Source organism: Peribacillus sp. B2I2 (assembly GCF_041261685.1).
Lineage (GTDB): Bacteria > Bacillota > Bacilli > Bacillales > DSM-1321 > Peribacillus.
In genome coordinates this window covers 4,648,329-4,671,157 of the sequence record NZ_JBGCCB010000001.1, presented here as the reverse complement: position 1 = coordinate 4,671,157, position 22,829 = coordinate 4,648,329, and the positions used below count along the sequence as shown (strand labels likewise).

At 36.5% G+C, this 22,829-nt stretch carries 23 protein-coding genes; 16 read left to right on the top strand and 7 right to left on the bottom strand.

Going from position 1 to position 22,829, the window contains the following annotated elements:
• The first annotated feature begins 88 nt into the window (after positions 1 to 88).
• A complete protein-coding gene (locus tag ABIE66_RS23210; RefSeq protein ID WP_289326587.1) occupies positions 89 to 943 on the top strand; it encodes a helix-turn-helix transcriptional regulator in 855 nt (284 codons plus the stop codon).
• A gap of 353 nt (positions 944 to 1,296) precedes the next feature.
• On the opposite strand, the gene ABIE66_RS23205 is transcribed toward ABIE66_RS23210, so the two are convergent.
• Entirely contained in the window at positions 1,297 to 1,392 is a 96-nt protein-coding gene (locus ABIE66_RS23205) for an FG-GAP repeat protein (protein ID WP_370016460.1), read from the bottom strand.
• A gap of 220 nt (positions 1,393 to 1,612) precedes the next feature.
• Here ABIE66_RS23205 and ABIE66_RS23200 point away from each other — a divergent pair, with 220 nt between their 5' ends.
• Positions 1,613 to 2,785: an iron-containing alcohol dehydrogenase gene (locus tag ABIE66_RS23200; RefSeq protein ID WP_370016459.1), complete on the top strand. Its 1,173-nt coding sequence runs from the start codon at positions 1,613 to 1,615 to the stop codon at positions 2,783 to 2,785.
• An 82-nt stretch (positions 2,786 to 2,867) separates the two neighbouring features.
• On the opposite strand, the gene ABIE66_RS23195 is transcribed toward ABIE66_RS23200, so the two are convergent.
• Positions 2,868 to 2,996 (bottom strand): hypothetical protein, encoded by a 129-nt coding sequence (locus ABIE66_RS23195; protein ID WP_370016458.1) that lies wholly within the window; start codon positions 2,994 to 2,996, stop codon positions 2,868 to 2,870.
• Positions 2,997 to 3,948: 952 nt separating this feature from the next.
• On the opposite strand from ABIE66_RS23195, the gene ABIE66_RS23190 reads away from it, so the two are divergent.
• Entirely contained in the window at positions 3,949 to 4,182 is a 234-nt protein-coding gene (locus tag ABIE66_RS23190) for a DUF3953 domain-containing protein (protein ID WP_342605172.1), read from the top strand.
• An 878-nt stretch (positions 4,183 to 5,060) separates the two neighbouring features.
• Here the strand turns inward: ABIE66_RS23190 and ABIE66_RS23185 are convergent.
• On the bottom strand, positions 5,061 to 6,017 hold the full coding sequence (locus ABIE66_RS23185) for a patatin-like phospholipase family protein (RefSeq protein ID WP_370016457.1): 957 nt from the start codon (positions 6,015 to 6,017) through the stop codon (positions 5,061 to 5,063).
• A 206-nt stretch (positions 6,018 to 6,223) separates the two neighbouring features.
• Here ABIE66_RS23185 and ABIE66_RS23180 point away from each other — a divergent pair, with 206 nt between their 5' ends.
• From ABIE66_RS23180 to ABIE66_RS23150, 7 genes are all read left to right on the top strand, one after another.
• Positions 6,224 to 6,367 (top strand): hypothetical protein, encoded by a 144-nt coding sequence (locus tag ABIE66_RS23180; RefSeq protein ID WP_370016456.1) that lies wholly within the window; start codon positions 6,224 to 6,226, stop codon positions 6,365 to 6,367.
• A 115-nt stretch (positions 6,368 to 6,482) separates the two neighbouring features.
• Positions 6,483 to 6,893 carry a hypothetical protein gene (locus ABIE66_RS23175; RefSeq protein WP_370016455.1) on the top strand — a complete coding sequence of 137 codons (411 nt, stop codon included), beginning with the start codon at positions 6,483 to 6,485 and terminating at the stop codon, positions 6,891 to 6,893.
• 153 nt (positions 6,894 to 7,046) lie between these two features.
• Entirely contained in the window at positions 7,047 to 7,916 is an 870-nt protein-coding gene (locus ABIE66_RS23170) for a hypothetical protein (RefSeq protein ID WP_370016454.1), read from the top strand.
• A gap of 37 nt (positions 7,917 to 7,953) precedes the next feature.
• On the top strand, positions 7,954 to 8,727 hold the full coding sequence (locus ABIE66_RS23165) for an SDR family oxidoreductase (protein ID WP_370016453.1): 774 nt from the start codon (positions 7,954 to 7,956) through the stop codon (positions 8,725 to 8,727).
• Between the two features lie 523 nt (positions 8,728 to 9,250).
• The gene (gene ppsA, locus ABIE66_RS23160) at positions 9,251 to 11,866 is read left to right on the top strand and encodes a phosphoenolpyruvate synthase (RefSeq protein ID WP_370016452.1); all 2,616 of its coding nucleotides are present in this window, start codon (positions 9,251 to 9,253) and stop codon (positions 11,864 to 11,866) included.
• Positions 11,867 to 12,369: 503 nt separating this feature from the next.
• Positions 12,370 to 12,867, top strand: coding sequence for an LURP-one-related/scramblase family protein (locus ABIE66_RS23155; protein ID WP_370016451.1), 498 nt, complete (start codon positions 12,370 to 12,372; stop codon positions 12,865 to 12,867).
• Positions 12,868 to 13,179: 312 nt separating this feature from the next.
• Positions 13,180 to 13,692 carry a hypothetical protein gene (locus ABIE66_RS23150; RefSeq protein WP_034310890.1) on the top strand — a complete coding sequence of 171 codons (513 nt, stop codon included), beginning with the start codon at positions 13,180 to 13,182 and terminating at the stop codon, positions 13,690 to 13,692.
• 553 nt (positions 13,693 to 14,245) lie between these two features.
• On the opposite strand, the gene ABIE66_RS23145 is transcribed toward ABIE66_RS23150, so the two are convergent.
• Positions 14,246 to 15,481 carry an IS110 family RNA-guided transposase gene (locus tag ABIE66_RS23145; RefSeq protein WP_370016450.1) on the bottom strand — a complete coding sequence of 412 codons (1,236 nt, stop codon included), beginning with the start codon at positions 15,479 to 15,481 and terminating at the stop codon, positions 14,246 to 14,248.
• Positions 15,482 to 16,111: 630 nt separating this feature from the next.
• On the opposite strand from ABIE66_RS23145, the gene ABIE66_RS23140 reads away from it, so the two are divergent.
• A complete protein-coding gene (locus ABIE66_RS23140) occupies positions 16,112 to 16,564 on the top strand; it encodes a VOC family protein (protein WP_370016449.1) in 453 nt (150 codons plus the stop codon).
• Positions 16,565 to 16,619: 55 nt separating this feature from the next.
• The gene (locus ABIE66_RS23135) at positions 16,620 to 16,934 is read left to right on the top strand and encodes a hypothetical protein (RefSeq protein ID WP_370016448.1); all 315 of its coding nucleotides are present in this window, start codon (positions 16,620 to 16,622) and stop codon (positions 16,932 to 16,934) included.
• Positions 16,935 to 17,174: 240 nt separating this feature from the next.
• Here the strand turns inward: ABIE66_RS23135 and ABIE66_RS23130 are convergent, their stop codons facing one another.
• On the bottom strand, positions 17,175 to 18,170 hold the full coding sequence (locus ABIE66_RS23130) for a zinc-dependent alcohol dehydrogenase family protein (RefSeq protein ID WP_370016447.1): 996 nt from the start codon (positions 18,168 to 18,170) through the stop codon (positions 17,175 to 17,177).
• Positions 18,171 to 18,427: 257 nt separating this feature from the next.
• Here ABIE66_RS23130 and ABIE66_RS23125 point away from each other — a divergent pair, with 257 nt between their 5' ends.
• The gene (locus ABIE66_RS23125; protein WP_289326523.1) at positions 18,428 to 18,796 is read left to right on the top strand and encodes a winged helix-turn-helix transcriptional regulator; all 369 of its coding nucleotides are present in this window, start codon (positions 18,428 to 18,430) and stop codon (positions 18,794 to 18,796) included.
• Positions 18,797 to 19,082: 286 nt separating this feature from the next.
• Entirely contained in the window at positions 19,083 to 19,505 is a 423-nt protein-coding gene (gene fosM, locus ABIE66_RS23120; protein WP_370016446.1) for a FosM family fosfomycin resistance protein, read from the top strand.
• A gap of 326 nt (positions 19,506 to 19,831) precedes the next feature.
• Here fosM and ABIE66_RS23115 read toward each other — a convergent pair whose 3' ends face one another.
• Positions 19,832 to 20,506 (bottom strand): Crp/Fnr family transcriptional regulator, encoded by a 675-nt coding sequence (locus tag ABIE66_RS23115; protein ID WP_370016445.1) that lies wholly within the window; start codon positions 20,504 to 20,506, stop codon positions 19,832 to 19,834.
• A 65-nt stretch (positions 20,507 to 20,571) separates the two neighbouring features.
• On the opposite strand from ABIE66_RS23115, the gene ABIE66_RS23110 reads away from it, so the two are divergent.
• The gene (locus tag ABIE66_RS23110; RefSeq protein WP_370016444.1) at positions 20,572 to 21,525 is read left to right on the top strand and encodes a nucleoside hydrolase; all 954 of its coding nucleotides are present in this window, start codon (positions 20,572 to 20,574) and stop codon (positions 21,523 to 21,525) included.
• 172 nt (positions 21,526 to 21,697) lie between these two features.
• Complete coding sequence (locus ABIE66_RS23105) at positions 21,698 to 21,820, top strand: hypothetical protein (RefSeq protein ID WP_289326521.1); 123 nt, start codon at positions 21,698 to 21,700, stop codon at positions 21,818 to 21,820.
• A gap of 363 nt (positions 21,821 to 22,183) precedes the next feature.
• Here the strand turns inward: ABIE66_RS23105 and ABIE66_RS23100 are convergent, their stop codons facing one another.
• On the bottom strand, positions 22,184 to 22,711 hold the full coding sequence (locus tag ABIE66_RS23100; RefSeq protein WP_089364314.1) for an acyl-CoA thioesterase: 528 nt from the start codon (positions 22,709 to 22,711) through the stop codon (positions 22,184 to 22,186).
• Positions 22,712 to 22,829: the final 118 nt, after the last annotated feature.

Sequence of the window (22,829 nt, the reverse complement as noted above, 5' to 3'; positions counted from 1 at the left end):
ATTATACTTCGGGGTTATCCTATTACAAGTGAGTGTTTATCCTGGTATAATAACTACTAGGTTAAATGTTATGATGGAGGTTTTAGAAATGGATGATAAAAACAGACTTGACGCTTTGTCTTCATTTTTAAAAACGAAGCGATCCCAAATAAAGCCTGAATCTATCGGTATACCTGCTGGTACACGGAGAAGAACACCTGGCTTACGAAGAGAAGAAGTTGCACATTTGGCGGGAGTTAGCACTACTTGGTATACGTGGCTGGAGCAAGGCCGGGATATAAAGGTCTCTACAAGTGTATTGGATTGTATATCTACAGCTCTACAATTAAATAATGATGAACGAGAGTATCTATATGATTTAGCTTTAGAAGTGAAATCACCCATTATTGATCGAAAGAAGGATCAGCCAAAACTCAGTCCTTCTTTGGAAAGAATTTTAGCCGAGTTGATGTACTGTCCTACTATCATTACAGATCGACATTGTCATATTGTAGGCTGGAACGATGCTGCAGCACATGTATTTTTAGATTTTGAACAACTTCCAGATGATCAACGAAATTTGATCAACCTAGTATTTACAAGAAAAGAATTAAAAGCATTAGCTGTGAATTGGGAGCATTTCGTTAAGGGGTTTCTTTCCATTTTCCGTGCCTATTATGGTCACTACTTAGGGGATGAATGGTATAACCTATTTATTAAAGAAATGAGCGATTCTCACCCGGAATTTCAATCTTTATGGCAAGAAAGTCAAGTGAGTAAAGCTCCAGAAATGATGATTGAATTTAGACATGCTAAAGCCGGAAAGATGCTGTTTAATTTAACTTCTCTCCAAGTCCAGGGGGACATGGACTTAAGGTGTAGTATCTATACACCAGTAGAGGGAACTGCTACAGAAGATAAATTAAAACGATTAATGAAGAAAATCTCCATTGAAAGTTCATAAACCAGCATATTTACTGTGCCGAAAAATGCCAACTAAGGTGTTTTTTTCTTATTAAGCTAACGGGTGCGTAGCTTAAGATCGGAACTGTCTTTAAGGAAGTTTTTTCCTTATGGAACTATCGGGGCAGGTTAGTTGCATAAGGCGAACATGTCATTTATGTCGCATAAGACACAAACCGTACTACACATATCCATATATTATTGAGACAAACCAAAGGAAGGAAATGGAAAAATGGTAAGAAATAGATATTCGTTAATTTGGATACATTAGGGTCAGCAGCAATAATCAAAATGAGGGACGACAACTTCAGGCTATGAAAGAAAAGGGGAAGAAACTCGTTAAAAATGAACCGACTATCTAACAACTGCTAGATCAACAAAGCCATCTCCGTTAAAATCTACTGCTGCAATATGAACCGGAAACTCGCCTACAGGATATACTTCTTCCATTTTACTGCTGATTGATATTTTTATTGGTTTAAGATCTTGTAATAAAATACGTCAGAGTTCTTTATTTCTTTTCTCTAATTTTTATAATCAATCAATAAAGTGAAGTACGCGAGTTGAGTACTTTTCTCTTGTTTTTATTTTATTTTACTATTATACTTACACTCTTGTTTGCGTATCGCGACAACTTAATTAAAATTCAACTAGGAGGCATACAGATATTATGGAGAACTTCACTTATCATAATCCCACAAAATTAATCTTCGGAAAAGATCAGCTTCAAGCGTTATTAGAAGAAATCCCTAAATACGGAAAGAATATTTTGCTCGTTTACGGTGGAGGAAGTATTAAACGAAACGGGTTATATAATCAAGTTCTTACGTTATTAAAAGATTTAAAAGTAAACGTGCAAGAGTTAGCTGGAGTAGAACCGAATCCTAGATTATCTACGGTAAGAAAAGGTATTGATATCTGTCGAAATGAAAAAATTGATTTCTTGTTAGCTGTTGGCGGAGGAAGTGTTATTGATTGTACAAAAGCAATTGCTGCTGGAGCTCAGTATGAGGGAGATGTTTGGGATATCATCAACAAAAAAGTAACAGCTACAAAAGCACTACCGTTCGGAACAGTATTAACATTAGCAGCAACGGGTTCTGAAATGAATCCTGATTCTGTTATTACTAATTGGGAAACAAATGAAAAATATGTTTGGGGGAGCTCTGTAACACACCCTTCATTTTCTATTTTAGACCCTGTAAATACGATGTCTGTTCCTAGAGATCAAACAATTTACGGCATGGTAGACATGATGAGTCACGTATTTGAACAATACTTCCATAACGTGAAAAACACACCTCTACAAGACCGTATGTGTTATTCAGTATTACAAACGGTGATTGAAACAGCGCCGAAATTACTAGAGGATTTGCAAAGTTACGAACATCGTGAAACGATCTTATATTCAGGAACAATCGCATTAAACGGAACACTTCAAATGGGTTACTTTGGCGATTGGGCTTCCCATACAATTGAGCATGCTGTATCAGCAGTATATGATATTCCTCATGCGGGTGGGTTAGCAATTTTATTCCCAAATTGGATGAGACACGTTCTCGATCAAGACGTAATTCGTATGAAGCGTCTAATGCTGAGCATGTTTGATATTGAAACAGCAGGCAATAGCGACAAAGAAATTGCTTTAGAAGGAATCGATAAGCTACGTACTTTCTGGTCAAGCCTTGGTGCACCGTCTCGCTTATCTGATTATGATATCGGAGAAGAGAGACTAGACGAAATTGCAGAAATAGCTGCTCGTGAAATGGAGCATGGAGGATTTGGCAACTTTAAAAAGTTAAATAAAGCAGATATCTTATCTATCTTAACAGCTTCATTGTAAAATAAGAAACACAAAAAAAGTAGCAGATGTATATCTACTACTTTTTTTGTGTGGATTTCATAAAACGAATACGGATATGTTCTCAATTCCTTATATTATTTGGATTTGAAATTTCTTCTGGATTAGTATATGGTTCGTCAATTACTTTGGCTCGCTGAAATCGAACTTCTCCTTTTAACTTCACTACAATAGTTGTATAAGCGATTGCCATTATCCATATTATAGGGAACCTGAATAAAGAAATAATTTCTGCTATAAAACAATTGAATGTCATTTTTAAAGATTACTTAGGGAGGATTAGTTAACATAATACTGATTCAATGAAAAAGCCCTGAAATTATTTGAAGTGAACCCAAAAAGTTAGACACATTATTTAATTAGGCAACCTTGAGGGCATGAACCCGGTGTTTATGAACTAGTTGAAAGTGCCGTAAGGCACTATTTAGCTGAATTAAAGGGAAAATGATGTGGCTTTGAAATAAAGTCCGATGTTTATAATAAAGTTGCACCGTTTTACCCCTTTGGATAATATCCTCTAAAGGGGTGTTTTTATGTCCAAAAGATAAAGTACATCTGAAATTTAAAAATGGTTCAAGGGAATTTTTGAGTGGTAATAGAGTTGTTCTGTTAAAGGGCGCGATTCTTTAATAAGAATTACTTTTCTTATAGAACTATCGGGTGCGTTAGCTGAAGATCAGAGCTGTCATAAGACAGCTTTTTCTTTATGGAACTATCGGGGCAGTTTAGTTGAAGAAGAATAATGGGTTATTATGGTAATATGAGATTATAGGGGGGCTATCTAAATGAAAAATTTAATTATTGGTATCATAGTTTTATTGGTACTTTGGCTAATACTTCCGTTATTTAATATAAACTCATCATATTTAATTCCTAATGTAATTGAATGGGCTACAAAGTTCATACTTCCGTGGATAGTATTGTATTGGATTATCAGATTCACTAAAAATTTAGAAAAAATTTAATAGCCTTTATTGAACTAAAGGGTGCTTTAGGAAGGTTGCTGAGGCAGCCTTTTTCTTATGGCACTAACGGGGCAGGATAGTTAAAGAAGGAATTTCCATTTTCTACACAAATGAAAATGTGTAAATGGTATGATTAAATTTTAAATTGTACCGACTTAATTCTTAGGGGGAAATATATTCTTGAAAATAGTTAGAGTTACCTTAGCGATAATTGTTATTGCTTTATCAGCCTATCAGCTAATTACTGAAAATTTTGAGTTGATGCCGTATTCTATGTTGTTCTTGGGGGCAACTATGTTAGTGACAGGATTAGCCGAACTTCAAAAGGATAGAAAAAGATTTTGGGGGTATATGAGCATTGTTGTCTCTTTATTTCTTTTCTTTGTTTCCATACAGGGTTTCTTAATTAACTAGCGAGTGCATTAGCTTAAATCGGAGCTGTCTTTAAGGCGGCTTTTTCTTATGGAGCTAAAGGGACAGGTTAGCAAGAGTGTGAAGGTTTGTACTTAAACTAACGGGTGCGTTAGTTGAATTACAGGGTCCGAGGGTACGGTGATGTTTCTACAATTTTTTTACAAATCAAGTTAACTAATAATTAACAATTATGGTAAGCTTAATTTTGTTATAAACATCATTTTTCAAGGGATGGTGCAAGGGATGCTTAAACGAATAATAACTAAGTACGAACACGAGGGTCTGACCCCGGAGGAAATTGAGCATTTAAATACTATAAAAGGACAAAATCCTTATGGGATGCTAACTCTATTATTAGGTTTAGTATCCTTTATTTTTGGGCCACAGTATATAATTATTCCTATCGTATCTTTGTTATTGGGTTTTATTACTTACCGGACCTTTGATTCTGAAAAAGAGGATAATCCTTGGACTTTTTACATTGGACTATTATTTGCTTTTACAGGATTAATATTGAACTTTTTACATTATGTACACGTATTGAACTGATGTTATGGTTCATTCAGCAAAAAAAGAAGAAAAGGAATAAGAAGGTAGAAATAGCGAAAGAATTTCTATTGGTCGTAAGATGCTTTAAATTAAAATTGAAGTGAGTTTCTTCGGTAACTCCTTTTTTTCTTGTTGAACTTACTAACGGGTGCGTTAGCTGAAGATCGGAGCTGTCTTTAAGGCAGCTTTTTATTATGGAACTAACGGGGCAGTTTAGTTGAAGAAGAACTGAATAAATAAAAACAGCCAGGTTCTGGCTGTTTTTTTATAAAAAATCCAAATGCTTGAAATGAAAACCAAAATTCAATCAGACTTATGGGATAATTTTATTAATTCCAGTTTTTCTCTATAAATTGAACTGCAGGTTGTAAATCTGTTTTGTTAGCAATTGAAATGACAGCTGGAACCACAGAAGGGTCCGTTTTGGAGAAATTAGGGATCCGTGGATTTAACCGAAAAAAACGATTTCCTAGAAGCTGAGAACTGACCATGGATTCATAGTAACCGGATCCACTAGCGACAATCTGAAGAAATGGCAGTAAGGGTTCATTGGGCGATCGATCCAAAAGAACTCCCCAATTTGGGGGAAGGTTCTTCATATTTTCGGGATGTATGTTATCTGCACTTACCATCCCCCACCCCTTCGTATCTCTTCTTAATTGAGTCGGCTCTTCACCTGTTCCAATGGATAATACTGCAATTTGATCCAACGGCTGTTTGGCTTTCCCCACTGCAAACGCGATACTGGCTGTACTGGGGTTAGTTGTTACTGTATACCCATCCACGTAGTTTTGATAGGCTCGTTGCGTCGCGGGAGCACCACTGCTCCGTAGTATTACATCACTCGCTTTCTCATTTAAATAGGGAGAGCCAGGAAAGTTGTGGAATAACACAGGAGTCCAACGATTCAGCTCCGGTGAGAATAAATGAAATGCAGGGACAACAATTCGTCTTTTTAAGTTTTTGAGGAGAAGATCTGATGGGAAAAATATTTGTACCGCTTTAATGAAACCAGAATATGGCAATTGTTGGTTAAAAACAGGTCCACCTGGTCGGGAAACGCTGAAAGCCGGCAGGATTTTATCCTTAAAAAACTGGAGTGTCTCCTTCGGCGATCTTCCACTTGCTAACGCAATGGCAGTGAATGAACCTATTGAATTTCCCGAAAAAACATTGGTTCGACTAATTAATTTTGGGTTTTGCTGAGCCAGTCTGTTCAAAAGTTGTAAACTTAAAGCACCTAAGGTACCGCCTCCATCAAAGGACATGATCCGATATTTTGTCAAAGCTGATTTCTCCTTTCTAATCTGGTCACAAGTATCATTCAGTATATGTTTATTTTTCAGGAGCCGGATTATGTAGCTAAACATCCAAGGAAAGACTTCATCGAGTATATAAAAAACTACGACTAGGATAGAGGAGACTACGTTTGAGTGCAGTACCAGCAAGCCGAACAGGAATCATTATGCACGTACTTTATTTGTAATGGGTGATGAGAAAGTCAGAAAGTACAACCAATAAAAACTTGAAAGAAAATAAAAAAGTCATAGCGGTAGGCTACGGCTGCCTGTTCCGTCCTCAAACGGCTATTTTGCAACCTTGTGCACAAAAGGTTATTGATGATTATTATTATTAAATATCTTGCGATCCTTCAAGATGGAGATTGCTTTTTCCAACAACTGATTGTGAAGAATTGCACTTAAACTAACGGGTGCGTAAGTTCTATAAGGATTAACAAGGAGTGAGTGGAAATGAGTTTGGCTTCCTATATTGGGTGTAATATAGAAATACCGATTAATGATGATGAATATTCAGATGAATTTTTTTATATTGGCGGTTGCTTTGCCGGTGATTTTGACTTGATAAATGTAAAGAAATATCAGTTTACTACTCCTTGCGTTTATGAGGTATCAAGTCATTGGGGAATTGAGATTTCAGAAAATATGAACCCAAAAACGTGTGCCGAATCGAAAAAGAAGTTAATAGAATTGTGTAAAATTATGGACAGTTACCTTGAAAAAGGTGATTTCTTTGAACTGTATAGTTGTTGGGTAGGAGAAGAAGCTGAAAAGCGAGATGGTGAGATAACCCTCCGAATCAATAACTTTGATATTGACCAGATTGAAATTCCCGAAAAAACGTTAGTTAGATTTGAAAAATGAATTTTTCTTCTTTAAATAACGAGTTTAGTTCATTACCAGGAGCTGATCAACAGTTCCTTTTTTTATGCAACAAAAGAGGCAGGTTAGTTCATTAAGAAGAGCGAACTTACATATTATAAAGACTTGTCAAAATTAATCGAGAGGACTAGGTAAATGGAGAAAATAAATGAAATTATTAATAGTCTTGTAAACCAAGGCATATTAAAAAATGATGATATAGACTTAAAAAAATTAAAAAGTGGTACTACCAATGGAATTTTATATACACTGAATAATAATGAAATACCGAAATATGTAATAAAAATAGACACACCAAAACTTATTACTGCAACAGCGGATTTTCTCCTTACTTATAAAGATGTAAATTTGTTGCCTAATGTACTTTATACAGACGAGAAAAAAGGATTTATAATATACTCTTATATTTCTGGAGAAACTCATTTTAATCGTGGATCTAAATTAGAATGGATGACTATTTTGATTAAGGAACTATTAAATAAATACAAAAAGGTAAACAAAGATAACTGGGGAAGAGTAAATGGAATACATAGAAATTCATGGGCGGACTTCAATCTAAGTAGTTTGGAATTCGCCAAAGAGGATATAGGCGATTTATTAACAAGAGAGGATCATAAAAAAGTAGAGTTATTGGTTAATAAATTGAAAACATACGAACATCAAGAAGAGAAGTATTACCTACATGGAGATGTTGGTGTTCACAATTTTGTATATAAGGGCAATAAATTAAATGGGGTTATAGATCCTTCACCTTTATTCGGTCCAAAGATTTATGATTTTACTTATGCATTTTGCTCTTCTCCAGACAATTTAAATTTACGGACACTATTGTCATCTTTCTCATTATTGACTCAAGATGTCCCCTTTAATAAAGAAAGGCTTTTGGATGAAGTTCTTTTTCAATTATACACACGTATAGGAATTTGTATTAGAGTTCACCCGCATGACTTAAGTGGCTATCTTAAAGCTTGGAAAGAATGGAGAGTGTACCTTCCTTCTATGTAAATAGCATTTCAGACTTAAATAATGGAGGGATAATATAATGGACCAATTAAAAGGGAAAATTGCAATTATTACAGGTGTAAGCCGTCTGAAAGGGATTGGAGCTGCTATTTGTAGGGAGTTAGCTGAAACGGGCTATCATATATTTTTTACTTATTGGACGGAATATGATAAAAAAATGCCTTGGAGCATTGAATTAGATGAGCCATTGAAATTAAAGGAAGAATTAATAAAAAAAGGTGTTAAGGTATCATGTATGGAGTTGGATTTAACTCAATATGATGCACCTGAACAACTTTTAAATAAAGTTTCTGAACAACTTGGTTATCCTGATATCTTGATTAATAACGCAGCATACTCTACTAACAACGATTTTTCTAATTTAACTGCCGAAGAATTAGATAAACATTACATGGTGAATGTTCGTGCAACGACACTATTAAGTAGTAAATTCGCTCAAAGGTTCGATAAGAAATCAGGTGGAAGAATAGTCAACATTACTTCAGGTCAGTCTCAAGGACCAATGCCTGGCGAATTAGCGTATGCAACAACAAAAGGAGCAGTTGATGCTCTAACTATTACATTGTCAGCTGAACTGGCTCCTTTAGGAATAACGGTTAATGCAATAAATCCAGGTCCAACTGATACTGGGTGGATGACAGAGGAAATAAAAAGTAAATTAAAACCGATGTTTCCTTTCGGTAGAATAGGAAAACCGAGAGATGTTGCAAAAACTATTAAATTTTTGGTGAGCGATGAAGCAGATTGGATTACAGGTCAGATTATTCATGCAGAAGGTGGATTTAAAAGGTAAATTAAATTGAATTCCAAGGATAGATATTTTGTCTGAAGGATAGTACTTAAGCTAACAGTTGCTTTTCAACATTCAAAATCACTCTTTGAAATCCTCAGTAATCGGGCGCTTTAATGGGGTAACGAAAAAAGCCCCATTTCTTAATATTAATACTAAGAAATGGGGCTTTTTAATATACTAAATGATTGGATATCATTTATAGTGTGAGTCATTTGTCTTGTAAATCTTTTGAATTTGCAACAATTATGGCCGTGTAAATACATTGATAAAAATGAGAAACTGTGGTAAATTTATATAGATACACCTAATATGTATTTTTGTTTAAATTATCCCTACTATAAGTATACAACATAAAATCCTTTTCAGTCAACCCCTATTTTTATTTTTTAAAAGGAGTGTTTGATATGAATATGGAATTTCTCCAGGAGCAAGAACGAGTGGACAGGGGTAATTGGTTGATTAGATGAACAATTTTTGTCATATGATTCGTCTTGGTATTGAGCGATAAATGGGAGGGAAAGAAATGAAACCATATGTACTAGAGTTACGGGAAATCGATAAAACGCAACTTTTGCTCGCCGGAGGAAAAGGGTCGAATTTAGGGGAACTATTGAAGATTCATGGAATACAAGTGCCAGAAGGATTTTGTGTTACGACAGAGGCTTATCAAAAAGCCCTCGAACAAAACGAAGCCTTCTACGCATTGTTGGATCAACTAACACTGCTAAAAGTAGAGGATCGAGTTCAAATTGGTGAAATCAGCAGGAAGATTCGACAAATCATTATGGAAATGGAAATTCCTTCCGATGTTGTGAAAGCAGTTGCTCACTATCTCTCCCAGTTTGGCGATGAATATGCTTATGCAGTGCGTTCTAGTGCGACTGCTGAAGATTTACCACACGCCTCTTTTGCCGGTCAACAAGATACCTATTTAAATATCATCGGAAAAGAAGCAATCTTACAGCATATCAGTAAATGTTGGGCTTCCCTATTTACTGATCGCGCAGTAATTTACCGAATCCAAAACGGATTTGATCACAGCCAAGTTTACCTATCAGTTATCATTCAACGGATGATTTTCCCACAGGCTTCAGGAATTTTATTTACTGCTGATCCGATTACATCCAATCGAAAGCTACTATCGATCGATGCTAGCTTTGGACTAGGAGAGGCCCTTGTCTCCGGCTTGGTATCTGCCGATTGTTATAAAGTACAGGAAGAGGAAATCGTCGATAAGATGATAGCGACCAAAAAATTGGCGATCTATGGACTAAAAGAAGGCGGAACAGAGACACAACAGATTGATCCTGATCAGCAAAAGACTCAAACACTTACTGAACAACAAATTTTACAACTAGCACGCACAGGAAGACAGATCGAAGCTTATTTTGGTTACCCACAAGATATCGAATGGTGTTTGGTTGACGATACATTTTATATTGTCCAGAGTCGGCCAATCACTACTTTATACCCGATCCCTGAAGCGAATGATCAAGAAAATCACGTTTATGTATCTGTCGGTCATCAACAAATGATGACCGATTCCATGAAACCACTGGGATTGTCTTTTTTCCTGTTAACGACTAATGCACCCATGCGTAAAGCTGGTGGAAGGTTGTTTGTTGATGTCACACATATGCTGGCTTCACCTGACAGCAGAAAAATGTTATTAGATGCCATGGGACAACACGATCTGCTCATGAAAGACGCACTTATGACCATAATAGAGCGAGGAGATTTCATAAAATCTTTACCAAATGATAAGCAAGAACAGAGTTCCCGTAAAAGCAATAAAAGTGTGTCGTCTGCGGATTCTAGGGCACAAATCGAAAACGACGTGACAATCGTTTCTGATTTGATTAAGAGTAGTCAAACATCGATAGAAGAGTTAAAACAAAACATCCAAACGAAATTAGGATCGGATTTATTTGATTTTATTCTGGAAGATATCCAGATATTAAAGAAGATTTTATTTGACCCACAAAGTTCAGCTGTGTTTATGGCTGCTATAGATGCTTCATCATGGATCAATGAAAATATGAACGAGTGGTTAGGTGAAAAAAACGCAGCCGACACCCTTTCTCAATCTGTACCAAACAATATTACTTCGGAAATGGGTCTTGCGCTATTGGAGGTCGCAGATGTGATTCGTCCTTATCCAGAAGTAATTGATTATTTACAACATGTAAAAGATGATAACTTTTTGGATGAACTGGTTAAGTTTGATGGTGGACAGGAAACCCAAGACGCTATCTATGATTATCTCAGCAAATACGGAATGCGATGTACCGGAGAAATCGATATTACGAAAACTCGTTGGAGCGAAAAACCAACTACACTTGTCCCCGTGATTCTTAGTAATATCAAAAACTTTGAGCCTAATGCTAGCAATCGGAAATTTGAGCAAGGGCGACAGGAAGCTTTGATAAAAGAACAAGAGTTATTAGATCGATTGAAGCAATTACCGGATGGTGAACAAAAAGCCAAAGAAACAAAACGAATGATCGACCTAATCCGGAATTTCATCGGTTATCGGGAATATCCAAAATACGGCATGGTTAATCGCTACTTCGTTTATAAGCAGGCTCTACTGAAAGAAGCCGAACAACTCGTACAAGCCAACGTTATTCATGAAAAAGAAGATATATACTATCTCACTTTTGAAGAACTTCACGAAGTCGTACGCACAAATAAACTAGATTACCAGATCATCAGCAAACGAAAAGACGAGTACAAATTGTATGAAAAACTAACTCCACCACGTGTTATCACGTCTGATGGTGAAATAATTGTAGGTGAGTACAAGCGAGAAAATCTCCCAGCCGAAGCTATTGTAGGTCTACCTGTTTCTTCCGGAGTTATAGAGGGACGAGCACGTGTCATCTTAAACATGGAAGATGCTGATCTAGAAGATGGAGATATATTAGTCACCTCCTTTACTGACCCTAGCTGGACACCATTGTTTGTATCCATAAAAGGCCTAGTCACCGAAGTTGGCGGACTGATGACCCATGGAGCAGTCATCGCACGTGAATATGGCTTACCTGCCGTTGTCGGTGTTGAAAATGCTACGAAGCTGATAAAAGATGGGCAACGTATTCGAGTAAATGGAACAGAAGGTTATATAGAAATACTATAATCCATTACATTTAAATCATAAAAAAGAGCATTCGAATTAGGAGAATCATTGACATCATGGTGCTTTGCGGTCTATGGTAAGAACCCTGACTAGGACATATAAGGGGGCAGTAACTGAAAATCGATAGTAATGTCTTTTAAGGTTATCTTGAAATCTAGTCTTCTGTTAAAGTGCGATTCTTTAAAAAGAATCGCTTTTCTTATAGAACTGACGGGTGCGTTAGCTGAAGATTGAAGCTGTCTTTAAGGCAACTTTTTCCTTATGGAACTATCGGGGCAAGTTAGTTCAAGAGTACATAAGGAGTTGTTCAACCATTGGGCCAGATTGCTAAGGAAGAATTGCTGTCTTTACAAAAGGTAAATTAGTTAAGGATAAATAGTGGTGAACCGAAAAGAAGGCGCTTTTGAGTGGAGCTATTATTTGGAATTTAATGCATAAGATTGGAACCGATGTCCATTTCAAACGTAAGTAATGTAAAAGACTTAAGGTTGGGAGGCATAAGTATGAGGCAGCTTTATATAAAGCAGAAGGTATTCAGTCTTAGCGGGAAATTTACAGTAAAGGATCAGCAGGAGAAGGATATATATTACGTGGAGGGAAGTTTTATGCAAGTTCCAAAAACTTTCTCCATTATGAATACAGCAAGAGATGAAGTAGCACTCATTACGAAAAAGGTGTTCAGCTTTTTACCAAAGTTTTTGGTTGAGGTGAATGGTCGAGAGGTATTAACAATAAAGAAGGAATTTTCCTTCTTTAAAGCACGATATTCAATTGATGCGGCAGGCATTGAAGTACATGGTAATTGGTGGGATATGAATTTTCAAGTTTTACAGCATGGTAAAATCGTAGGTAAAGTGGGCAAGGAGTGGTTCACTTGGGGCGATAGCTACAAGGTTCAAATAATAGATGAAGAGATGGAAACCATTATTATTGCACTCGTTGTTGCAATTGATTGTGTGAAGGCTGATCAAGCAGCTGCTTCCTCAGCAGCGTCGATTTAAAGTAGAAGTGTAAAATTAAAAGGCTGACAGTCTTTAAAAAATCACAGCTTGAATAGGTGCGGTGAACCGTATCATAAATAAATGACAAGGCCATTTGGGGTACCAAGGTTTTATATGCGTTCTTCAGTAATTGAGCGCGATTCTTGAATAAGGTTCGCTTTTCTTATAGAACTAACAGGCTGAAGATCGGAGCTGTCTTTAAGGCAGCTTTTTCTTTATGCAACTATAGGGGCAGGTTAGTTGAAGAAGAAAAAGGAATAATGAAAAGTAAAATAAGAAGTTGAGTAACATCACTAGAGGGGAGAAAGTAATATGGTGGATATAGATGACCGAACGGTGTTTGAAAATAACCGCATAGATTTTTGGGTTTGTGATTGTATAACAGAACCGGAGTATATGTATAGTGTTGACGGTGAATATGAAACAACTTTAATTGAATTCTGGAAAAACTACAATCGTTTTCCACTTAAGGTTATCCATAACTTTGTAAGGGAAATGGATGATTTAGATAACGATGATAAAGTGTATAGATACCAAATTGACGAGGTTCATTCGATAGATGAACTAAAACATATACTAGACGATGTTGGGTGGAAATTAACCTTGGAAGACTTTTTTATTACTAATTCGTCAAAGGAAATAAGATTTAAGAAAATTGATAGAGAAACATTAAAGGGTAAAATTCCGGCACAGTGCCCTCTATTCGAATTAGGTCCAGGCGATACTCTAACAGAAGTGATTATACACGGACATTCTTTTTTAGTTGGTACAAATGACTCCAATTTATCCACGAAAGAACAAGTCAAAAAAATTGTACTATCCTGAAAGCTATTCATAACTTTCGTTGTTGAACTAACGGGGCAGGTAAGTTCAATATGCGTAGTGTAGTCGAACTGTGCTGTACTTTCTTAAAAAACACATTGAGCCTCTTATAATTTTCTCCTTTTTTAGATAAAATAGTTGCTGATAGTTTACTACTAATTTCAACTCTAAAGGCGGTAGTCCCAATTAAATTTCTCCAAAAAAATGAAACCAATATTTATATAATTCTGCTATTTCTCACTACAATTAATGGATTTTTTAATAAAAACACAGACGAAGGAACACTAGATATTATTATGGTTTTTGCCCTTTTCATAATTTTAATTATCAAGGTAACATTGATTTTTTATAGAAAAAGAGATGTTGATTAAGCAGTTTTAACACAGTTTGTGTCAACTCTGCGATAAGTCTTATAGAACTAAACCAGCTAATAGTTAGTCAACATTTTTCAATGAAAACTTAAAATATTTCATGCTATACTAAATTTGTGCATGCCAAATAACCTTCCAATGAACCGTATTTGGAAAGTTTTGTGCTATTTAGTTATACTTTTAAACTAGGTTAGATCTTGGAAAGTCGAGTTATTTTGTAATAGTGCATAAATCCATTGTAGAAGCTTATTAGCACATGCTATCACAGCTACTTTAAAGGGCTTTCCTTCTTCACGTTTCTTATCATAGAACTCTCGTAATCTCTTGTTCCGAGGGATGATTTCATCTGTCGTTTTCTTCTTGCGACAATCACGAATGGCACAACGAACGGCCATATATAAGGCATGTCGTAGTCTGCCAGAACCTCTTTTGGTAATTCGATTTACTGAGCCTTTAAATTTACCTGATTCAAAGATACTTGGATCAATTCCGGCAAATGCCACTAGTTTTTTAGGGTGATTAAACCGATCAATCTCACCAATTTCAGAAATAATCGTTGTAGCGATTTTTTCACCGATACCAGGGATGGATTGGATAATCTTATATTCTTCAATTTCTTTTGCCAAAGCATTTATCTCTTCTTCAAATTTGGATAGGTGCTTTTGGTATTCTAGAAGCATTTTTATATACATCTCTAGGCTTAAAATGTGACTCTGATATAAAGTTCTCTGAAAAGGATTTCGAGCTGAGGCAGCCATAAGTTTCTCTGCCTGTGTATTCGCCCACTTTCTAGAACGACTTGGACAAAGCTCATTAATCCTATTTGCTACAGTTTCTTCACCGACTGCTAATATGTCTTCAGAAGTAGGGAATTCTAATAGAGTAAGCAAAGAAACAACCGAATACAAATCTCCAAAAACCCCTCTATATTCAGGAAATACTTGATCAAGAACAGCCTGAAACTGTAGTTTTGTTTGTACATAGATACCTGTTATATTTGCATGTTGTCTTGAAAGATTACGAAGATTTAAGAGTTGTATCCCTCGTTTTTTATAAGGCTCTAAATCCTCTTTATAGTACAGCTCGCAGAGGTGACGTGCATCGATTAAATCTGTCTTTACTTTCCGTAAACTAGAGCTCTTCGCACGATAAGAAATGAGTGGGTTAACGATAATTAATAAGTAACCTCTCTCCTCAAAATACTGCACAATGGGCGTATGATAATGCCCAGTAGACTCTAAAACGACCGGAGGTCGAATTCCTGTTGCGTTTTCTATCTCTCTAAGATATTGGTGTAAGCTCTCTAGTCCTTCAATGGTATGTGCTACTTTAAAACTTCTTTTATAAGGCTTCTTTTTATCCAAGAACGCTTGAACCTGACTTTCACCTTTCGCTATATCCAGACCAACCACTGGATTCATTTTTTATCTCCTCCAAAAACATATTATTGCCGGTAACCCCTAATCCTTCTTGCAGTATCATAGCTTCGCTTGTTATACGAGATCTTTGTCCCAACCAGCCTAATCATGTTTCTACAAGTAGGGGGCGAACTGTTTAGTTGACGGGGTCCAAGCCCCACGGGCAGGAACGTTCTACCCCGGCTACCGTTATCATATATCGATATAAAAATTGTTCAACCTGAAATAACTGGCTGACCTTTATAATACGAACGGGGCAGGATAGTTCAAGAGTGCATATGGAGTTGTTCAACAATTGGGCCATTTAATGGAGTACAGGGCAGGAATATTTTGTGAGGAAGTCGAAGTTGTTTTATCGAATAGCAACTACGGTATCGAATTTTTGAAACTATTTGAACATGATGGCATTCACGAAATAAGGTTCACGAATATTCCAATAGTAGAGGGTTTACGAAGTGTTGTTCTTAACAAATACCCGAAAACCCAATTTCACATTTTCCTATACTGTGACTTTTCTTTGTTATCATGAACTGTGACAAGGTGTTTTTTGTTAGGAAGGAATTTGTAACTTTTTAATAGAATAATTATGAAGATGATCAGATAATAAATTTTTACACATAAGGAGATAAAACTATGGAAAAAAACAAATTACTAAGAATGGACAATGTCGGCATCGTTGTAGAATCCCTTGATGACGCAATCTCTTTCTTCGAGGAGATTGGCTTGAACCTCGAAGGGCGAGCCACTGTCGAAGGTGAATGGGCTGGTCGCGTAACCGGATTGGGTTCTCAGTGCGTAGAGATTGCTATGATGGTTACCCCAGATGGCCACAGCCGACTTGAACTTTCGCGATTTCTCACCCCACCTACTATATCAGATCACCGGACTGCTCCTGTAAATGCCCTCGGTTATCTACGCGTCATGTTCACCGTTGAAGACATTGACGAAATGGTATCCAGACTCACTAAGTATGGTGCTCAGCTCGTTGGCGAAGTGGTTCAGTACGAGGACTCGTATAGGCTCTGCTACATTCGTGGAACAGAAGGACTTCTAATCGGTTTGGCGGAACAACTCGGTAACGAATAAGTAAGTGACGTTTTATAAAAAGCCTTTACTGAAATATACATTACTGAAGTAAAAATTGAAACAGAAAAGCAGTGTGAAAGTATCTCGAAGAAGTCGGGTACGCCATATAACACAGCATTCACGCTGCGGGACTCTCCGAGCCCCTTGGTCGCCAGGAGAAGAAACAGGGAAGCCAGATTCAGGCGACAACCCTGCGAGCCTGAATGCGAAAACGTTATATGCCAATCCGTCTCGATTTGAAGAAAATTCTTATTCAATAAAAGGGCGCGATTCTTTAATAAGGATCGCTTTTCTTAATGAACTAACGGGTGCGTTAGCTGAAGATCGGAGCTGTCTCAAAGGCAGCTTTTTCTTGAGGTTTAATGTATGATTTTTTGAATGAAGAACAAAAGGAAGTAACCGAAAAGAAATTGAAAAAACATTTATTTAAAGAGTGTTAGTGGTTTCAAATTATCTTAAAGTTGCCGATTTCTATTATTATGCCCTGATGGTTTTTACTGTAATAAAAATAAAAGCAGACGGTACATCGAGGATCTTATAAAGATTCTAATGACCATCTACTTTTAAATGAACGTAAAGTTGCTGAGGCATTTCAAATGTGCATGTAATATTACCAGCTATTTTTCAAAACAATTTTTCCTATCGCCTTGCCTGACTCCATGTACTCATGGGCTTTTGAGACTTCATCAAACGTGAAAATATTTGAATCCAAAAGCGGACGCAGCTTCCCTTCCTCAACCACCCTGGCAACTTTCTTCAAGATTTCTCCATAATGTTTATGCAGGTCCTTGTTTAAAATCTTCAACAACATAAAGGTAACATGGAGAGAAAGTCCCTTTGAATGCACTGGGGAGAGGTCATGAGTCGAACGTGCAGCAATGGCTATTATCGTTCCATGTACCGCGGCCGCCTCAAAAGAGCGATCAAGGTTTTCACCCCCAACTGTGTCAAATACAACGTCAAATCCTTTTCCGTCTGTATATTTTTGTACATAATCCTGAACGCTTTCTTCTCGATAATTAATGGTTACATCAGCACCTAGACGCGTGCCAATCTCCAGCTTCTCTTGCGAAGAGGCAGTTGTATAGACTGTCGCTCCTCTCCATTTGGCTAGTTGAATGGCAATGTGTCCTACACCGCCGGTGGCTGCATGAATTAGTATATCTTGTCCTGTGGTAAGCCTTGCCCGATTAAATAATGCTTCCCAAGCGGTAATGGCAACTAACGGTAAAGCTGCGGCTTCTTCCATCGTCAAATTTTTCGGCTTGTGAGCAAGTAAATCAACATCTGCAAGCATAAACTCTGCAAGTGCACCGCCAGTCCCTTTAAATCCACCCGCGCATCCAAACACTTCATCCCCAATATTAAACTCGGTTACTCCTTCACCCACAGCAGATACCAAACCTGCCACATCCCCATGTAATACTGCTGGAAACTCGGGTGCAACGGCCGGAACTGCACCAGCACGGACTTTCGTATCAATAGGATTTACACTTGTAGCCTTTACTTGAATAAGTACATGTCCAGGTTTTAGTTCAGGTTTTGAAATCTCTTTATATTGAAATACGGATGGTTTACCAAAAGATTGAATGATTTGTGATTTCACTCTAGTCACTCCTTTTTATTTTATGGGAAAATGTCTCATCACCTATTCATGTTAAGGATTAATACACCGGAGAATTTTATTAGTAACATCTTTAATGATGAATAGTATGAAAAGAATGAATATTTAGTCTTTACTTGCAAAATCAATGATACTTTATATAATATAAAATTAAAAGTACGCACATTTTTGTTGAATAGGATAAAATTTGTAATATAGTATACAATTTGATACTTAAAAAGATTGATTGGGGTGTCGATATGAAGGACTTTAAAACGGAAAAGTGTCCTGATACCACTGCTTGTCCTGTTGCAGTTACAGTGGATGTGATAGGCGGCAAATGGAAAGGGATCATATTATATAACTTAATTTCCGGCCCTAAACGTTTTAGCGAGTTAGGGAGACTTATGCCCTATACCACACAACGTATGTTAACGTTACAACTTCGGGAATTGGAACAGGATGGTATTGTACATCGTGAAATATATCGGGAGATTCCTCCAAAAGTTGAATATTCTCTTACTGCTTTTGGAGAAACATTAAAACCTATCATCTACCTCATGCGAGATTGGGGAGATATTTACCAAAGTGAGGTTTTAATGAAACGAAAGATCTCAAAAAATGTGTAGCATCAATAGCGATCTCTCTGACAAAACCGAAAGTTAGCTTTCAGCATATCCATGACTTATGTTTTTTTACCAAAAAGATAAAAATAAAAAGGATGATAATTGAATATAAAAATGAAATTCAGAAATTATATTATAAAATATTGTACTTAAACTAACGGTTTCTTTACTTCAATCAGGAAGGTTGCTGCGGCAGCCTTTTTCTAATGTAACTATCGGGGCAGGTTAGTACAATAAGATTTTACTTCCTTTGTATAATAATTAAGAAGTCTTATTTTGAGGTGATAAGGTGTCTATAAAAGGTTTGAACCACTTTTTATTTTCAGTTTCTAATTTAGAGAATTCCATTGAGTTTTATCAAAAAGCTTTTGATGCAAAATTGTTAGTTAAGGGAAGAAATACTGCCTATTTTGATTTGAATGGAATGTGGATTGCCCTGAATGTAGAAAAAGATATTTCCCGTAATGAAATAAGCCATTCATACACACATATAGCTTTTTCAATCGAAGAAGCCGACTTTGTAAAAATGTACGAGAAACTAATGGAATTGAATGTAAACATCTTGTCAGGTCGTCCAAGAGATGAAAAAGATAAGAAATCTATTTATTTTACTGACCCCGATGGCCATAAGTTTGAGTTTCATACAGGTACTTTACAAGATAGAATGGATTACTACAAACAAGAAAAAGCACATATGGAGTTTTTCGATTAAGCTGTCTTTAAGACAGCTTTTTCTTTTATGCAAATACCGGGGAAGATGTTCCATAAGGAATGTAATAGTAGATATAACGAGGACTTATATAGAGAGAGCGTGGATCATGAGTTTTCTTATTAAAACAGTGTCATTGACAGTGTTTTAATACAGGATGATTTGCTTAGAGTATATTTTATGCGGTTGGTACATTCCCCCGATTATAAAGGATTTTCCCTACAAAAACACATAACAAGCTGTGAAGTCCCGCCAGGTTTTTGTACGAACTCCAGGAATCAAACCTCCCTAGACCTTAGTATGTTTTTTGACAAAAATCATCGAGCCTTTTAAAAGATTTTTTCAAGATGATTTTCAAGCTTCTTTAATGAAACTACCTTGAATCTCTTCTCTTTAAAATCAATGTAGTTCTCGTTTATGCATTCAGATATTGAACGATTTAGACTTCTTATTGGAGCACATACCTCACTCGAGAGTGTGCTTTTGGTCACTGTTTCTAGATCACCAATTTTGTAATGAGCATGGATACTGTACAAAATACGGTCCTTGACTGTTAAAAGCGATAGTTTAGCTACAGTTTCTGAGCTTGTAATTAATTTTGCCGCTAAGTGTTCCATCAAATAAGAAGTGAAATTAAAATCTTGCCGCATCCATTCGTAAACGAATGTCCTATGAATAGCTATTGTTTCACAATTTGTTTTCGCCGTGACACTTAACGTTTTTATGTCTTTATTGAAAATCTCAACTTCTCCAAAACAACTATATGACTGATATTTATACAGAGAAATCATCGAACCATCAGAGATTTGCCTAAAGACTTCAGCACTGCCTTTATTTAATATATAGAGATAATTGTTATCTTCAAAAGGGTGAATAATAAAGCTGCCTTTTGGATATTTACGATAAATAAATTCTTTTTTTATATTATCTGGGGCCTTGTTAATAATCATTTCAAGGTTCATTTCCTCACCAACCATTTCTTTTTGATCTTGGGTTTTGGTCAAATGACCTATTTTAATAATAAGTCGCAATTTATACTGATTTCAAACCTATTTATGGAGGAATGAAAATGAGAAAATTAATTATTGATACAGATACGGGAAGTGATGATGCAGTTGCGTTAATGATGGCACTAAAGTCAACGGAAGTGGAAGTTCTGGCGATTACGACTGTTTGTGGGAACGTACCCCTAGAACTCGCAACTAAAAATGCTTTAATGACTGTAGAAGTAACAAATTCGCAACAGCCACCCATTCATGCAGGCGCAGCCAAGCCACTAATGAGAGACCTCGTAACAGCAGTTAATGTATATGGTGAAGATGGTATGGGAGATGATGACTTAATTCATCCTACCATTAATCCTGAACCTGGACATGCAGTTGACGTGATCTTGGACTTGGTAGAAAAAAATCCAGGAGAAATAGAAATTGTTACAATAGGTCCTGTTACAAATATAGCACTTGCAATATTAAAAGCACCAGAAACGATGAACAAAGTTAAGCGTATTTATTCGATGGGCACTGCTGGATTTGGCGCCGGAAACACTACACCTGTAGCCGAATTTAATGTATATGTAGATGCAGAAGCATATAGCATCATGATGAAATCAGGAATTCCTATTAGTATTATCGGCTTTGATGTTTGCTTAGGTGAAGCAGCTTGGAATAGAGAAGATATGAAATTTTTAATGGTGAGCCAAAAGGATGAAGCGATGTTTGCCGTTCAATGTAATTCTTCTCTTCTAGAATACAACCTACAGGCAAGCGGAGGGCACTTTGTTGATTTGCCTGATGCAGTCGCAATGGGTGTTGCATTATGGGATGATATCGTTATTGAAGACAAGTTATGCTACTGCTATGTGTGTACTACAGAAGAAGCGACTTATGGCCAAGTTATCATAAATGATGGGAGTAAACTCGCTATTTCAGATGGGTTTGGCAGCAATGCTCCTAATGCGACTATCTGTAAGATCATTGACAATCAGTTATTCAAAAATCGGTTATTAGAATTATTGGTCAGTTAAAATCACGAGGTTGAAGAAGAATCACAAATAGCATAGCCTACAAAAAAGAACGCAAACTAAAAATACTGGTTGCCGATAACGAAAAAGAAAAAATATTACACAGTAACTTTAAATCGTGTATTTATTGGCATCCACGTTGTAACACTAACTCAAACTACAGGGGGGTGGAAAAATGTCTAAAAATAAAAATAAGCAATTGAAGAATAATGATGCTTTACCTAGAAAAGATGTAGAATTTGCGCATAATGGACTTGAAAGAATAGCATTAAAAGACCAGGAACGCCAAAAAAAGTAAACATATCTGACTTTCAAACTGTCCCTCAAAAAATTTGAAATGATGTTTTTTGGGGGATACAAAAATTATCGTCACATTTGCTTACCTATATCTCTTGTATACCTCTGTGAATTCGATCAAAAAGTTAGAACTTATTATTAAAGAATACAATGTTCATCGTTATCAATAGAAGAAACTCGTCAAAAAAAGCCTTTGCTCCACGGGAGTAAAGGCAATAATTTATCATTTTTATCTTTCGTAGAAACGCTAATCTATCCTCTCGCTGCATCCTGATTGTAAGAATCACTAGGACTACCATTCCCCTCAGGAAACTAACTTATTGGTCCCTTATCTAATTATCCCATTCAACTACGTCCATAAAGCTTAGCAAGAACTATATTGTTCCCAGGGATAATTTGCAGTTAAAAAGGCAGCCAATTCCTTACTTTTTTGTTTCCTTTCCTTGCGAATTCTTGCTCGATCAGGTGCGGTTTCGTGTAATTTTCGCTCTTCTTCTGTTTCTGGAATGACTTGTGGAACACGTGTTGGCCGGTTATGTTGATCGAGTGCTACAAAAGTCAATAGTGCCGTTGCTGCGATTTTACGATTACCGCTTTTTAAATCTTCTGCAATGATTTTCACAAAAACCTCCATTGACGAGGTACCTGTCCATGTCACATAAGATTCAAACGAGACTGAATCTGTTGTTCGAACTGGATGTAAAAAATCAACTGAATCTGTCGAGGCAGTCACACATTCCCTGCGGCTATGACGCGCTGCAGAAGTTGAGGATACCTGATCCAGGTGACTCATCAAACGACCCCCGAACAAAGTATTATGGTTATTTACATCATTTGGGAAAATGCGGCTTGTTCTTATAACTCTTGATTCTTTACAGTATTTAGTTTCCATAAACATATCTCTCCTTTAATTTATAAACCTCTTTATATCCATACCTATAAAGGTTCTAGTACATCTATCTTTCTTCCTGACTAGTTAATAAGAGGGAATGCTAAAAGTAATAATTAGC